Source organism: Streptomyces sp. NPDC026417 (genome assembly GCF_055567695.1).
Genome location: NZ_JBVHPY010000004.1, coordinates 34,373 through 49,027, shown reverse-complemented (window position 1 = coordinate 49,027; position 14,655 = coordinate 34,373). Strand labels below are relative to the sequence as shown.

The window sequence follows — 14,655 nt, the reverse complement described above, 5'->3', positions numbered from 1 at the left end:
CATCCTTCGGTGCGGACCGAACCGTCCGTGCAGCATCCTGGGGTGCATGACGAGCCGACGCAGGTTCCGGGACACCCAGGCACCGCGGCTGGCCCGGCTCGCCGGGCTCATCGCCGACGAGACACGCGCCGCCTGTCTGCTGGCGCTGCTGGACGGGCGGGCGTGGACGGCGGGCGAGCTGGCCCGGCATGCCGGGGTCGCCCCCTCCACGGCGAGTGAGCACCTGGGCAAGCTGGTGGAGGGCGGGCTGCTCGCCGAGGAGCGCCAGGGGCGCCACCGCTATGTGCGGCTGGCCGACGCCCGGGTGGCGCAGCTCGTCGAGGACCTCGCCGCCCACGTGGCACCCGGCGGCGCCGAACGGCCGCGCACACTGCGGGAGTCGAGTGCCGGGTCCGCGATGGCCCGGGGCCGCACCTGCTACGACCACCTGGCCGGGCGGCTCGGCATCACCGTCACGGACGCCCTGACGTCACGCGGGCTGCTGCGCCAGGACACGGGGTTCGCGCTGACGGACGCGGGGCTCGACTGGTTCGCACAGGCCGGCATCGGCCTCGACGGGCCGGGCCGCCGTCCGCTGGCGCGGGCCTGCCTCGACTGGACCGAGCGCCGCCCCCACCTCGCGGGCGTCGCGGGCGCCGCACTGTGCCGGCACGCCCTGGACGCGGGCTGGTGCGTGCGGATCGGCTCGGAGCGGGCGGTGAAGGTCACGGAGCTCGGCGAACGGGCGCTCACGGACCTGCTCGGCATCGACGTCGCCGCGGCGGCTCTGAGGTGAGCGGAACGTGCCTCCGGCTCCCGCCTCGACTCCCCGTCCCGCGGCGCCCCCGGACCCGGCGCCCCGGTCCCGACCCCCGCACGGCAGCCGAAAACCGCGAGCTCTCGGCCGTGGCCCCCTCTAGCCTCTGGAGCATGATGAACACTTCCCCGTCCGCCGGCCGCCGCGCCGAGCTGCTGGCCACGGGTGCGGCCGCGGTCACCGTCGTGCTGTGGGCGTCCGCCTTCGTCTCCATCCGCAGTGCGGGCGCCGCGTACGCGCCGGGCGGCCTCGCCCTCGGACGGCTGCTGGCCGGTGCCCTCGCCCTGGGGGTGCTGTGCCTGATCCGCAGGGAGGGGCTGCCGCCGCGCGCGGCCTGGCGCGGGATCGCGATATCCGGCGTGCTCTGGTTCGGCTTCTACATGGTGGCGCTCAACTGGGGCGAGCAGCAGGTGGACGCCGGCACGGCGGCCCTCGTCGTGAACATCGGCCCGATCCTGATCGCCCTGCTCGGCTCGCGGCTGCTCGGCGACGCGATGCCGCCGCGGCTGCTCGCCGGGATGGCGGTCTCCTTCGCCGGCGCGGTCACGGTGGGGCTGTCCATGTCGGGCGGCGGCGGTTCGTCGGTCCTGGGCGTCGTGCTGTGCCTGCTCGCCGCCGGGGCGTACGCGGCCGGGGTGGTCGCGCAGAAGCCGGCCCTGGGCAGCGCGAGTCCCCTCCAGGTGACGACCTTCGGGTGCCTCGTCGGAGCCGTCCTGTGCCTGCCCTTCGCCGGGCAGCTGGTCCGGGACGCGGGCGACGCGCCCCTCTCGGCCACCTTGAACATGGTGTACCTGGGCGTGTTCCCGACCGCCCTGGCCTTCACGACCTGGGCCTACGCGCTGGCCCGCACGACGGCGAGCCGGATGGGCGCCACCACGTACGCCGTACCCGCCCTGGTCGTCCTGATGTCCTGGCTGTTCCTGGACGAGGTCCCGGGCCTGTTCACGCTCGGCGGCGGTCTGCTGTGCCTGGCGGGCGTGGCGGTCTCCCGGTCCCGGCCGCGCACCCGGGCGACGGTGGCCGCGGGTACGGCGCCCGTCCCGGAGCCGGCCGCGACCGCGCAGCCGGCGGCGGGGAGGACCGCCGGCGCGGCGCCCGGGACCGCGCCGGAGCCGAAGCCCGAGAAGACCTGAGGCACCCCGGGCGGCGCGAGGGCGCCCGGCCGGGGCCCGGACTTCCGGCGGTCCGGCATACGGCTGCCGATCGCGCCCGCTAGAAGATCACCAGCGCCCGGCCGCCCTTGCCCGCGATCATGTTCTCGAAGGCCGCCGGAATGCCGTCGAGGGCGATCCGCTCGGTGACCAGCGTCCCGAGGTCGAGGCGTCCCGCACGGACGTGCTCGGCCAGCACCGGCACGTCCCGCGCCGGGTCCGAGTTGCCGTACACGCACCCGGCGAGGGTCCGGCCCCAGTGGAAGATCTCCAGGGCGTTGAAGGTGACCTGCTGGTCCTTGCCGCCGATCCCGACGACCGTGGTGCGCCCGCCGCGGCGGGTGGAGTCCCAGGCGGTGCGGATGGTGACGGCGCGGCCCACGCACTCCACGGCCACGTCGACGCCCTGCTTCCCGGTGAGAGCGCGGATCTCGCGGGCGGTGGTCTCGGAGGCGACGAGGTAGTCGGTGGCGCCCGCCTCGCGGGCGAGCTCCTCCTTCGCCGGGGAGACGTCCACGGCGATGATCTTCGACGCGCCCGCCAGACGGGCGGACTGGAGCGCCGAGAGGCCGACTCCGCCCACTCCGAACACGGCCACCGTCTCGCCCTGCCGGACCTTCGCCGCATGGTGGACGGCGCCGTAGCCGGTGAGCACGGCGCAGCCGAGCAGCGCCGCGTCGGTGAGCGGCACCCCGTCGGGAAGCGGCAGCACACAGGCGGCCGACACGACGGTCTCCTCGGCGAACGCGGCGACGTTCAGTCCGGGATGCAGGTCCGTGCCGTCCGCACGGTGCGCGTACACGTCGGCGGCACCGGCCAGCGCGTTGGCGCAGAGCCACACCTCGCCGAGCGAGCAGGCGTGACACCTGCCGCAGGACGGCGCCCAGTTGAGGACGACACCGTCGCCGGGAGCGACGTGGGTGACCCCGTCCCCGACGGAGACGACGGTGCCGGCGCCCTCGTGGCCGAGGACGGCCGGGACCGGCAGCCGCATGGTGCCGTCGGACAGGGAGAGGTCGGAGTGGCACACCCCGGCGGCGGCGAGCCGCACACGGACCTGCCCCGGGCCGGGGTCGGGCAGGTCGATCTCGGTGATCTCCAGCGGAGCACCCACGGCGGGCAGTACAGCGGCGCGGACCATGATGAGGAAGGCTCCCGGATCTCGACTAGAACTGCAGGGACTTGGTCTGGAGGTACTCGGACAGTCCGTGCGCGCCCAGCTCGCGGCCCACTCCGGACTGCTTGTAACCGCCGAAGGGCGCAAGGGGGTTGAAGCGGCCGCCGTTGATGTCGACCTGGCCGGTGTCCAGGCGGCGGGCGAACGCCACGGCCTCCGACTCCTCGCCGGCCCACACCGCGCCCGCGAGCCCGTACACCGTGCCGTTCGCGATCCGCAGCGCGTCCGCCTCGTCCTCGTACCGCAGGACGGTGAGGACCGGTCCGAAGATCTCCTCCTGGGCGACGGTCATGTCCGGAGTGACGTCGGCGAAGACGGCGGGGCTGACGAAGTAGCCCTGTTCGCGCGGGGATTCGGTGCTGCCCGCGACGAGCCGCGCGCCCTCGGTGACGCCCTTCTCGATGTACCCGAGCACCCGTTCCTGCTGCTTGGCGTTGACGACGGGGCCGATGCGGTCGCCGTACTTCGCGGCGGCCGCCGCGGCCAGCTCGACGGCCTCGTCGTACTGCGAGGTGTGCACCAGCATGCGGGTCCACGCGCTGCACGTCTGGCCGGAGTTGGACATCACGTTGGCGACTCCCACGTTGACGGCCTTGGCGAGGTCGGCGCTCGGCAGGATGACGTTGGCGGACTTGCCGCCGAGTTCCAGGGCGACCCGCTTGACCGCCGCGCCCGCGGTGGCGCCGATGCGGCGGCCGACGGCCGTCGAACCGGTGAAGGAGACCAGGTCCACCCCGGGGTGCTCGGCGAGCGCCTGTCCCGCGACCGGGCCGAGACCGGTGACGAGGTTGAAGACGCCGGCCGGGACGCCCGCCTCGGCGACGGCCTCGGCGAACAGCTGGGCCGTGAGCGGGGTGTCCTCGGCCGGCTTCAGCACGACCGTGCAGCCTGCCGCGAGGGCCGGGGCGACCTTGGCCACGATCTGGTGCAGCGGGTAGTTCCAGGGCGTGATGGCGCCGACGACGCCGACCGGCTCCTGGTAGACGGTCGAGTTCCCGACCTTCTCCTCGAAGGAGTGGGTGGCGGCCAGCTCGGCGTAGGACCCGGCGACCATGATCGGGACGCCAGCGTGCACCGCCTGCGAGAAGGCGAGCGGCGAGCCGAGCTCGGCCGTCACGGTCTCGGCGATCTCGTCCTTGCGGGCCACGAGCACGTCCCGCAGTGCGGCCAGGCGGGCTGCACGCTCGGCCGGCGGCGTCGCCGCCCAGCCAGGAAAGGCGGCACGCGCGGCGCGCACGGCGGCGTCGACGTCCTCGACGTTGCCCGCCGGGACCCGCCCGAGGACCTGCTCGTCGGCCGGATTCACGACCTCGATGGTGTCCGCGCCGGCGGCGGGGCGCCAGGCACCGTCGATGTACATGCCGTCATGTGCCTTCATCGTGTTCCTCCCGGGAGGGGCCGCGTGGTCCGCAGCCTAAACTAGCGATGATAGTTTTCCGGCGCCAGAGGGGTCCGGTCACCGGAACCCCTCCAGCCCCCCACGGCATCCTCGGACGCGGGGGCCCGGAAGTCGACCCGCACCCGGCCCGCCCCGCCGCCGTCCCCGCATCCCCGGGCCGCCGCCTCGGCGCCGAACGCCGGAACCGGGTGCCCTGGGCACCCGGTTCCGGTCGGTCCTCGTGCACGTGCCCCGGCGGCTCACTCGTCCAGGTCGGGCAGCCGCGCCGGGGCCGGGCAGATGCGTTCGCCGTGCTGGTCGAAGACGAACAGGTGCGCGAGGTCGACGAGGAGCGGTACCTGCATGCCGTGCCGGAGCTCGATGTCGGGAGTGGTGCGCACGACGAGGTCACCGGGCAGCCGTCCGGCGGAAGGCGCCGGCTCGACGGGTCCGGGGTCGGCGTCCTCGGGGTGCTCCAGCACCACCACGGGCCCGGCCCGCAGCGAACCGGCACGCTCCCGCAGCCGGTTGAGGACGGTGCCGTCGCGGCGGCGGCGTCGCGCCGGCCGGGCCGGGCGCGGCGCCTCCAGCTCCGGTACGACGGCGGGCCGGGAACCGGTGTTGAAGTGGACCAGGACCTCGTGCCCCTGGAACTCGACGTGCTCGACCAGTCCGGTGATCGCCACCTCGCCGGGACGCGCCTCGGCCGGCCTGGCGATCCGTACCGCCTCGGAACGCAGTCCGACGATGACCTCGCGCCCCTGCTGCACCCGGAGCAACTGGTGGTCCAGGGAGAGGGGTTCGGGCAGCCGCAGGTACTGGCGGCCGAGGCTGATCGACATGGCGCCGTCGAGCGGCGCCCGGACGACCCCCCGCAGCAGGTTGATCCGGGGAGTGCCGATGAAGGCGGCCACGAAGACGTTGGCGGGCAGCGCGTAGACCGTGCGCGGCGTGCCCAGCTGCTGCAGGACCCCGCCCCGCAGCACGGCGACCCGGTCGCCGAGCGACATCGCCTCGGCCTGGTCGTGGGTGACGTAGACCGTGGTGACGCCGAGGTCGCGGGTTAGCTTGGCGATCTCCGCCCGGAGATGGTTGCGGAGCTTGGCGTCGAGGTTGGACAGCGGCTCGTCCATCAGGAAGGCGGACGGGTGGCGGGCGATCGCACGCCCCATGGCCACGCGCTGGCGTTCGCCGCCGGAGAGCTGGCTGGGGAAGCGGTCGAGCAGGTCCTCGATGCCCAGCATCCGGGCGGTGGCGTCGACACGCGGGCCGGGGTCGGCCCCGGGGGCCTCGATGCGCAGCGGGAAGCCGATGTTGTCGCGGCTGGTCATGCTCGGATAGAGGGCGAAGTTCTGGAAGACCATCGCCATGTCCCGCCCGGAGGGCGGCAGTTCGTTGGCGTACTCGCCGTCCAGGCGGATCTCGCCCTCGGTGACCTCCTCCAGCCCGGCGATCATCCTGAGCACCGTCGACTTGCCGCAGCCGGAAGGCCCGAGCAGGACGAGGAACTCGCCGGGACGGATGTCGAACGACAGCCGTTCCACGACGCGGACGCCGCGGGTGTACGACTTGCTGACCTGGTGCAGGGAGATGGCGCGTGTCATGACTGGTGCCCCCGGGGGCTCACAGGGCGCTGGTGCTCCGCGGTGGAACGGCCCGCACGGGTCGTACGGGACGTATGAGTCACGGAAGCTAACGGACCGCACACGCCCAGGGGAAGACGCGCGCCGGATCTGACGGTCCGTCGGTCGCGCGAGAAACCGGACCCTCCGGTTCACTCGTGCGCGGAAGCCCTTCCGCGGGTCGCGGCCCCGCGCCGCGGCCCGCCGCCGGACCTCCCGTCCGGCCGCCCGCCGGACCCCCGGGCCCGCTCCCTACGCCGGCCCGTGCCCCCGCGAGCGGTCAGCGGGTCGCCGTGAGGTGGGCGAAGACCACCACGTTGGCCGCGTACCCGGTCTTCGCACTGTACGAGCCGCCGCAGGTGATCAGGCGCAGTTCGGGACGCCTGCTCGGCCCGTAGACCTTCCGGTCGGGGAAGCGCGACTTCTCGTACGTCTTCACCTCGTCCACCGTGAAGACGGCGGTCCGCCCGTCCGCGCGGCGGACCTCGACGACCTTGCCCGGCCGGAGCGCGGCGAGCCCGGCGAAGACGGCCGCTCCGGTCCTCGTGTCGCGGTGGCCGACGACGACGGAGGTGCCCGGCTCCCCCGGCGACGCTCCGCCCGCATACCAGCCGACGATCCTGGGGTTGTCCACCGGCGGGGTGGTCAGCTGCCCCTGGCGGTCGAGCCGCAGGTCCATGACCGGGGCGTGCAGGCGGAGATACCTGATGTCGAGCGTGGTCGGCCGGGAACGGGGCAGCGGCCGGGGCGGCGGCGCCGGCCTCGGGGTGACGGTGCGCCGGGGAGTGGGGGTCGGGGTGGGCCGGGGTGCGGGGGGCCGCCGGGTCTGCCGTGGCTGCTCGGGACGAGGCCGGGGCGCGCCGCGCGCGTCCGGGACGGCCGGGGCGGGGCGGGAGGACGCCTCGGCGCCTCCGTGCCCCGCCGCGCCGACGGCGGCCGGTTCAGTGGGCTCGTCGTCCTGAGCCCACTGGATGCCGACCGTCACCAGGACGACGGTGAGCACCGCCGTCCTGGCGAGACGGTACGCGCGCGTCCGGTACCAGGGCCTGCGGCGCCTACGCCGCACCATTGGGGCGACGGCGCAGCAGGCGGAAGTACACGACTCCACCGGCCACGACCAACCCCACGGCCGCGGCACCGGCGAACGGCGAGATCGTGTCGGTCTCGGCGAGACCGCCGCCGCCCGCGTGCACCCCGCCGTGCGGTGCCTTCGACGGGGCGGGGGACGCCTCGCTCGGGCAGTCCACGCGGAAGACCTTCTCCTTGCCGGCCCCCGTGCCGCCGACGATCTTCACCGTGAGCTTGTACTGCCCGTCCGGCAGCGCCAGCGGGTCGCTGTGACCGCCGCCGGAGGCGAGGGCGACGGTGCCGTTCAGGGTGGCGCCGCTCGCGGACGGGGGCTGCGACTGGATGGTGTACGTGAGGCTCGGGGCGACGTCGAAGTTGGTGGCGTCGAGGTAGAACTCGCACACCTTCGGCTCGTCACGCGGGTCGCTGAAGGGCGTGCCCACCTTGTGGATCTTGACGTCGCCGGCATCGCCGGGGGCGGCGGTGGCGACCTGTGCTCCGGCCAGGGCGGAGCCGGCGAGGGTCAGCGCCGCGAGGGCGGCGGCGCGGCGTGGAAGGGTCGAGGTGGGCATGCGATGTCCTCCGAGTCAGATGAGACGATTTTCATACAAATCGCTCTTTCACCTGACTCTCTTTCACATCCGCACGGCCCGACGCGGGAGCAGCGCCGGACGACGCGTCAGATGTCCCTCGCCCGGCCCAATCGCGCTCCCGGCCGACGGCGGGCGGCGGCCGGGCCCGGGGCCTGCACCGGCCTCCGCGGCGCACGCAGGGCGATCCCCGACGACAGCAGCAGCAGTGCGCCGAGCATCACGAACGGGGCGGCCACCCCCGCGATCCCCGCGACCAGACCCGCGGCGGCGGGCGCGGCGACCTGCCCGAGCCGGTTGCCGGTCAGCCGCAGGGCGAGGGCCGTGGAGCGCGCGCCCTCCGGAGCGGCCTGGACGACGGTCGTCATCGACAGCGGCTGCCCGACACCGAGGCAGAAGCCGAGCACCGCCAGCAGCACCGCGAGCGCCCACACCGGCAGCGGCAGTGCGATGCCCGCACACAGCACCCCCGCCACCAGGCAGGTCGAGGTCAGCAGCACGGTGCGCCCCAGCAGGCGCAGCATCGGCGTCATGACCAGACGGCAGGCGATGGTCGCCGCCGCGCGCAGGCTCAGCAGCAGACCGACGACCGAGGGCGCGATACCCCGGTGTTCACCGACGACCGGGAGGTACGCGGTGAGGATGTCCGTCGCCGACAGCACGGCGAGGCTGATGAAGATGCCCGCCGGGACGCCCCGGGCTCCCAGGATGCGCCGCACCGGTACGTGATCACCCTGCTTCGTACGGGAGTTGAAGGCCGTACGGTGCTCGATGCGCCACAGCGAGGTGAACGAGACCGCGGCGACCGCTCCGGCGGCGAGCAGGGCGAGCGCACTGCTGCCCGCAAGGTCGGGACCGCCGATGAGGGCGCCCGCGGCGACGGGTCCGACCAGCTGTCCCAGGGACGCGCCGATGGTGAAGTGGCCGAAGTTGCGGTCCTGTTCGTGCGGCGCCGACCGGCGGGCGACGATCGACTGGGCGCCGATGACGAAGCAGAGGTGGCCGAGGCCCATCACGCCGCTCCAGGCAGCCATCTCCGCAAGCGAGTTCGCCCTGCCGCTCAGGGCGCAGCCGCCCGCGACGAGGACGACACCGGCGGACAGCAGGGGCGCGCAGCGGCCGTGGTCGGTGCGGCGGCCCAACGGCACGGCGGCGAAGAGCGGAAGCAGGGCGTACACGCCCGCGATCACGCCGACCGCGCTCTCGTCGGCGCCCAGGGCGAGGGCCCGGTAGGAGACGGCGGGCCGCGCCATCGACACCGCCGCCTGCGCGAAGCCGAAGGCGATGACGAGGCGCAGCAGCCAACTCCTGCCGGGCCGCACGGTGGTGGAGGCGTCGGGCATCAGATGATGCCGAAGAGGATCCCGGCCGCGAGCACCAGCAGCGAGGTGAGCGCGGCCCACTTGACCACGAAGCGGGTGTGGTCGCCGAACTCGACCCTGGCCATGCCGACGAGGACGTACACCGCGGGCACGAGCGGGCTCGACATGTGCAGCGGCTGACCGACGATCGAGGCGCGGGCGATCTCCAGCGACGAGACGCCGTGGGCCTGGCCCGCCTCGGCGAGGACCGGGAGGATGCCGAAGTAGAAGCCGTCGTTCGACATGAAGTACGTGAGCGGGATGCTCAGGACGCCGGTCACGAAGGCCATGTGCGGGCCCATGCCGTCGGGGATGTTGCCGACCAGCCATTCGGCCATGTGGTCGACCATGCCGGTGCCCTGCAGGACGCCGGTGAAGACGGCGGCGGCGAAGACCATGCCGGCGACGTTGAGGACGTTCCCGGCGTGCGCGCCGAGGCGGGCCTTCTGGTCCGGCATCTTCGGGAAGTTGACGGTGAGCGCGAGTGCGGCACCGAGCAGGAACAGCACCGGGATCGGCAGCCACTCCATGATCATGGCGGTGAGCAGGAGGACCGTGAGCAGCGCGTTGAACCAGTAGAGCCGGGGCCGCAGGGTCGGCCGGTCCGGGTCGAGGACCTGGAGCCCCTCGTCCTCGTCGTCCGCGTACCCGGCGTCCGTGCCGCCACCGCCGGCCGTCCTCGCCGTACGGGACGCGTCACCGGAACCGCCCGTGCCGACCAGGACCGACTCCGTCTCGTGGTCCTTCTCCTCGACGAGCACCTCGTCGAGGGTGAGCACGCCGAGGCGGGTGCGCTCGCGCCGGCCGAGGACGTACGCGAGGACGAGGACGCCGAGCAGTCCGACGGCGAGGGCCGGGATCATCGGCACGAAGATGTCGCTCGCGTCGACCTTCAGGGCCGTCGCGGCCCGCGCGGTCGGGCCGCCCCAGGGCAGGGTGTTCATGACGCCGTTGGCCATCGCGGCGACGCCGGTCATCACGACCAGGCTCATCTTCAGGCGCTTGTACAGCGGGTACATCGCCGAGACGGTGATCATGAAGGTGGTCGAGCCGTCGCCGTCGAGCGAGACGATCGCGGCGAGCACCGCCGTACCGACCACGATCCGCAGCGGATCGGCCTTGCAGAAGCGCAGGATGCCCCGCACGATCGGGTCGAAGAGCCCGACGTCGATCATCACTCCGAAGTAGACGATCGCGAACATCAGCATGGCCGCCGTGGGGGCGAGGCTGGTGACACCGTCCAGGACGTAGTCACCGAGCTTCGCCCCCTTTCCGACGAAGACGCAGAAGAGGGCCGGGATCAGCACGAGCGCCGCGATCGGCGACATCTTCTTCAGCATGATCAGGACCAGGAAGGTCGCGATCATGGCGAAGCCGAGGATGGTCAGCATGAATGGACACCTAACGTTCGCCCTTGAACTCCCACCAGGGCCGGCGGTGCGAGTGACGTTAGGTCGGTGCCGCGAGCGTTAACAAGATGTTGACGTGCGAGCAATAAGCGCAAAACTCCAGGTCACAGCTTTGCTCAGGTGGCGGGCGTGAGCTCGACCGCGATGCCGTTGAGGACGGCGGTCCCCGACAGGGGGTCCAGCAGGCTCCCGTCGAGCAGCTGGTTGACGTTGACGCCCGGGTCCAGGGCGGCGTGGCTCAGCCGGGTGCCCGGCCGGTCGTGCCCCCAGCCGTGCGGCAGGCTCACCACGCCGCGCCGCACGCTGTCCGTGACCTCCACGGGGGCGGTGACCTCTCCCCCGGCGCCCTTGACGCGTACGGGTGCCCCGTCGGCCAGTCCGAGGCGTGCCGCGTCCTCGGGGTGGACGTGCAGGGTGCAGCGGTTGGAACCGCCGGTCAGCGCGGGGACGTTGTGCATCCAGCTGTTGTTGGACCGCAGATGGCGGCGGCCGATGAGCACCAGGCCCGCCGGGCGCTCGTGCAGCGCGTCCCGCAGGCGCGGCAGGTCGCCGGCGATCGGCTCCGGCAGCAGTTCGACCCGGCCGCTGCGGGTCTTCAGCACCTGCGGCAGGCGCGGCTGCAGGGGGCCCAGGTCGATGCCGTGCGGGTGGTCGAGCAGTTTCGCCAGGCTCAGGCCGTCCGGCCGGGCGCCGAAGCCCTCGCCGTACGGGCCGAGGCGCAGCATCATGTCCAGGCGCCGCTCGGGACCGGTCTCGCCGGTCAGCCGGGCGGCGAGCTCGCCCGGGTCGCGGCCGTGCACGGGCGAGTGCGCATCGGCCACCGCCTTGCCCAGGGTGCGCTCGACGACCATCGCGTCCACGACGGAGGGGTCGGCGCCGTGCATGCCGGTGGCGGCGAGGACGAGCCGGGCGAGGATCTCGGTCTCCGCCATGCGGCCCGGTTCCAGCGGCACGGCGGGGCGGTTGTAGCGGACCTGGTTGTGCACGGCGAAGGCGTTGAAGGCGAAGTCGTGGTGCGGGCTCTGCGAGGGCGGGGGCGGCGGCAGCACGACATGCGCGTGGCGGGACGTCTCGTTCAGGTACGGGTCGACGCTGACCATGAAGTCCAGCGCGCCGAGGGCCTTGTCGAGGCGGTCGCCGTCCGGGGCGGACAGAACGGGGTTGGCGGCGACGGCGATGACCGCGCGGACCGGGGTGCCCTCGTCCGTGGCGGTGTCGATCTCCTCGGCCAGCGCGGACAGCGGCAGCTCGCCCTTGGCCTCGGGATACCGGCTCACCCGGCTGTGCCAGCGTCCGAGCGCGAAGCCGCGGCCGGGACCGGCGGGCCGGGGCGCACGGTCGGCGGCGGCCTGGGGGAAGAGGGCGCCGCCCGGCCGGTCGAGGTTGCCGGTGAGGATGTTGAGGACGTCGACCAGCCAGCTCGCCAGGGTGCCGTGCGGGACGGTGCAGCTGCCGATGCGGGCGTAGACGGCCGCGGTCCGCGCGGCGGCGAGCTCACGGGCGAGCGCCCTGATCGTGCCGGTGGGCACGTCGCAGGCCTCGCTCGCGGCCTCGGGCGTGAAGTCCCGCAGGGCGGCGGCGAGTTCGTCCAGGCCCTCGACCCGGGTGGCCAGGTCGCCCAGGTCGACGAGCTTCTCCTCGAAGAGGACCTGGGCCATGGCGGCGAGCAGCAGGGCGTCCGTCCCGGGCCGGATCGCCACGTGCCGGTCGGCGAGCTTGGCGGTGCGGGTGCGCCGGGGGTCGACGACGGTCAGGGTGCCGCCGCGGGCCCGCAGCGCCTTGAGCTTGCCGGGGAAGTCGGGTGCGGTGCACAGACTGCCGTTGGACTCCAGGGGGTTGGCGCCGATGAGCAGCAGATGCCCGGTGCGGTCGAGGTCCGGTACGGGGATGGCCAGCGCGTCGCCGTACAGGAGCCCGCTCGACACGTGCTTGGGCATCTGGTCGACGGTGGAGGCGGTGAAGAGGCTGCGCGTGCCGAGTGCGGAGAGCAGCACGGGGGGATAGAGGGCCCCGGCCATGGTGTGCACGTTCGGGTTGCCGAGGACGACGCCCACGGCGTGCGGGCCGTGTCGTTCGACGACGGGCCGCAGCCCCGCGGCCACGGCGTCGAAGGCCTCCTCCCAGGTGGCCTCCCGCAGCTCGCCGTCCCGGCGCACCAAGGGGGTGCGCAGTCGGTCGGGATCGGCGTCGACCGCTCCGAAGGAGGCTCCCTTGGGGCAGATGAATCCGCGGCTGAAGACGTCGTCGCGGTCACCGCGCACACCGGTCACCCGGGTGCCCTCGATGGTGAGCGTCAGCCCGCAGGTGGCCTCGCAGAGCGGGCAGACACGCAGGGCGGTGCGGGAATCTGGGGTGGTGCCGGTGGTGCGGGACACGGGGTCCTCCCGGGTGGCGGCGGCAGCGGTGACGCACGGGCTGCGCCGAGCATACCGACCGGTATGCATCTCCGGGAGGGCCCGGCGGGGGTCACGTCGGAAATCGGCGGAGGACGCCACCGCAGCCCCGGCGGCCCACCCGGCCTCCGGAGCGCGCGGTGGCCCGCCGCCTGCGCCGCGGAGGGCCGCCCGGCTCCGGGGCCCGGCAGCCGCGGGACGCCCGAGCGGGCCGCGCGGAACGTGGCGTCACCGCAGCCCCGGGGCCCCGCCGGGGGGTCAGTCCAGTACGCGTGACAGATACGCCCGCAGCAGGACCCGGATCTCGTCGATGACGCGCTCGTCGCCCGACGGGTCGAGGCGGAAGGCGAGATGGACGAGGGTGTCGGCGGTCTCGACGGCGACCAGGAAGGCGCGGCGCAGGTCCTCGTCCGGTTCGCGGACGAGGTAGGCCGAGAGCAGCTCGGCCAGACGGTCGGCGACCCGGGTGTTGGGCTCCGCGCAGCCGGAACCGACCGGGATCTGGTTGCCGAAGTCGACCAGCGTGAACCCGGGCGCGGTCCGTTTCATGACGAGGAACTCGTCGAGCACGGCATCCATGGCCGCACGCCAGCCGCCCCCCTGCGCCGTCCCGCCGGCGAGGGCGGGGCCCGCGCCGGCGGCCTCCCGCAGCCGTGCGGTCACGCGCTCGACGTAGCGGTCGAGGTTGCGCTGGGCGAGGGCGTCGGCCATGGCCCGCTTGTTGCCGAAGAACCGGTAGACGGAACCGATGGGGACGCCCGCGCGCTGGGCCACGGCCCGGGTGCTCAGCCCGTCGTAGCCCACCTCGTCGAGGAGGTCGGCGCAGGCGTCGAGAATCCTGGTCAGTCGTTCGGCACTGCGCCGCTGGACGGGCGCACGGCGCAGCGGGGTCGCTTGGGGCACGGTGTTCATGATGCCTTTCCGCCGGGGTCCGGTGAACCTCGCCCGTCTGTACGCGAACCGGTGCCCCCGCCACTCATCGCCCGTGTTCCGCGCCGCCGCCGTCCGCCGTCGGCGCCGACCCGGAGGCGGTGATGTCCGCCGTGCACTCCACGGGCCGGCCCGCCACGGCCCACACCGTCCGGTCGTCCGCGTACAGGCGGGCGGTGAGGTGGTGGGTGCCGCGCGGGACGAGGCCGCCGGGCAGGCGGTACCCGGGGGTGCGGAGCCGGGTGAGGATGCGCCCGTCCAGAAAGAGGACCGCGCTGCCCCGGCCGGGCACCGCGACCGCGCGCGCACCGGGCGGCGAGAAGCGGAAGTTCCGGACGCTCAGCCGCACGTCCCAGCTGTCGTCGGCGTCCGGCTGCACCTCGATCGCGATGCGGGGTGCACCCTTCCCGTCGATCTCACGGTAGTGCCGTCCTCTCTCGTCCGTGTCGTCCAGCACCCTGCCCGCGGGCGAGGCCGACACTCCGCCCCCGCGGCCGAACGCGTCGCCGGTGCCACAGCCCGCCGATCCGCCCAGCAGCGCGCAGACCGCGAGCGTGGCGAGCAGTCCACGTGTCCACGACATGCCCGGAGCGTAGAACAGCCCCTCCGGCGGCCGGATCCCCCTGAAGTCGGGTTCTTGAGTCGTTCGCAGGTCCTGGGTCGTACTCCCACGGGACCGCCGGGCGCCGGGGTCGCCGCCGGCCGGTCGGCGGATCCCGGGCGCTGCGCGGCCGCTGCCCCTTGCGCACGGGAAAGCGGAATCCTACGGTGATGCATAGG

Annotated in this window: 12 protein-coding genes; 2 read left to right on the top strand and 10 right to left on the bottom strand. The window is 73.8% G+C overall.

The features are described from left to right. Nucleotides 1-46 precede the first annotated feature (46 nt). Together ACZ4NT_RS07845 and ACZ4NT_RS07840 are read left to right on the top strand one after the other, a co-directional pair. On the top strand, nt 47-775 hold the full coding sequence (locus tag ACZ4NT_RS07845) for an ArsR/SmtB family transcription factor (RefSeq protein WP_467724227.1): 729 nt from the start codon (nt 47-49) through the stop codon (nt 773-775). Nucleotides 776-909: 134 nt separating this feature from the next. Continuing rightward, nucleotides 910-1,929, top strand: coding sequence for a DMT family transporter (locus ACZ4NT_RS07840; protein ID WP_467724225.1), 1,020 nt, complete (start codon nt 910-912; stop codon nt 1,927-1,929). Between the two features lie 79 nt (nt 1,930-2,008). Here ACZ4NT_RS07840 and ACZ4NT_RS07835 read toward each other — a convergent pair whose 3' ends face one another. The 10 genes from ACZ4NT_RS07835 to ACZ4NT_RS07790 form a co-directional block, all read right to left on the bottom strand. Continuing rightward, nucleotides 2,009-3,088, bottom strand: a complete 1,080-nt coding sequence (locus ACZ4NT_RS07835) for a Zn-dependent alcohol dehydrogenase (RefSeq protein WP_121404059.1) — start codon at nt 3,086-3,088, stop codon at nt 2,009-2,011. 25 nt (nt 3,089-3,113) lie between these two features. Continuing rightward, the gene (locus tag ACZ4NT_RS07830; RefSeq protein WP_121404057.1) at nt 3,114-4,502 is read right to left on the bottom strand and encodes an aldehyde dehydrogenase family protein; all 1,389 of its coding nucleotides are present in this window, start codon (nt 4,500-4,502) and stop codon (nt 3,114-3,116) included. 260 nt (nt 4,503-4,762) lie between these two features. Further along, the gene (locus ACZ4NT_RS07825) at nt 4,763-6,106 is read right to left on the bottom strand and encodes an ABC transporter ATP-binding protein (protein WP_121404055.1); all 1,344 of its coding nucleotides are present in this window, start codon (nt 6,104-6,106) and stop codon (nt 4,763-4,765) included. A 298-nt stretch (nt 6,107-6,404) separates the two neighbouring features. Next, nucleotides 6,405-7,193 carry a class F sortase gene (locus ACZ4NT_RS07820; RefSeq protein ID WP_121404053.1) on the bottom strand — a complete coding sequence of 263 codons (789 nt, stop codon included), beginning with the start codon at nt 7,191-7,193 and terminating at the stop codon, nt 6,405-6,407. After that, on the bottom strand, nt 7,180-7,764 hold the full coding sequence (locus ACZ4NT_RS07815) for a hypothetical protein (protein ID WP_121404051.1): 585 nt from the start codon (nt 7,762-7,764) through the stop codon (nt 7,180-7,182). Before ACZ4NT_RS07815 ends, ACZ4NT_RS07820 begins: the two co-directional genes overlap by 14 nt. A 107-nt stretch (nt 7,765-7,871) precedes the next feature. Continuing rightward, nucleotides 7,872-9,125: an MFS transporter gene (locus tag ACZ4NT_RS07810; RefSeq protein WP_467724222.1), complete on the bottom strand. Its 1,254-nt coding sequence runs from the start codon at nt 9,123-9,125 to the stop codon at nt 7,872-7,874. Further along, entirely contained in the window at nt 9,125-10,534 is a 1,410-nt protein-coding gene (locus ACZ4NT_RS07805; protein ID WP_467724220.1) for a CitMHS family transporter, read from the bottom strand. Before ACZ4NT_RS07805 ends, ACZ4NT_RS07810 begins: the two co-directional genes overlap by 1 nt. Before the next feature lie 134 nt (nt 10,535-10,668). Continuing rightward, nucleotides 10,669-12,996: a molybdopterin oxidoreductase family protein gene (locus tag ACZ4NT_RS07800; protein ID WP_467724219.1), complete on the bottom strand. Its 2,328-nt coding sequence runs from the start codon at nt 12,994-12,996 to the stop codon at nt 10,669-10,671. A 207-nt stretch (nt 12,997-13,203) separates the two neighbouring features. Beyond that, nucleotides 13,204-13,857, bottom strand: coding sequence for a TetR family transcriptional regulator (locus tag ACZ4NT_RS07795; RefSeq protein ID WP_121404045.1), 654 nt, complete (start codon nt 13,855-13,857; stop codon nt 13,204-13,206). A 64-nt stretch (nt 13,858-13,921) separates the two neighbouring features. Continuing rightward, nucleotides 13,922-14,458 carry a hypothetical protein gene (locus ACZ4NT_RS07790; RefSeq protein ID WP_467724217.1) on the bottom strand — a complete coding sequence of 179 codons (537 nt, stop codon included), beginning with the start codon at nt 14,456-14,458 and terminating at the stop codon, nt 13,922-13,924. Nucleotides 14,459-14,655: the final 197 nt, after the last annotated feature.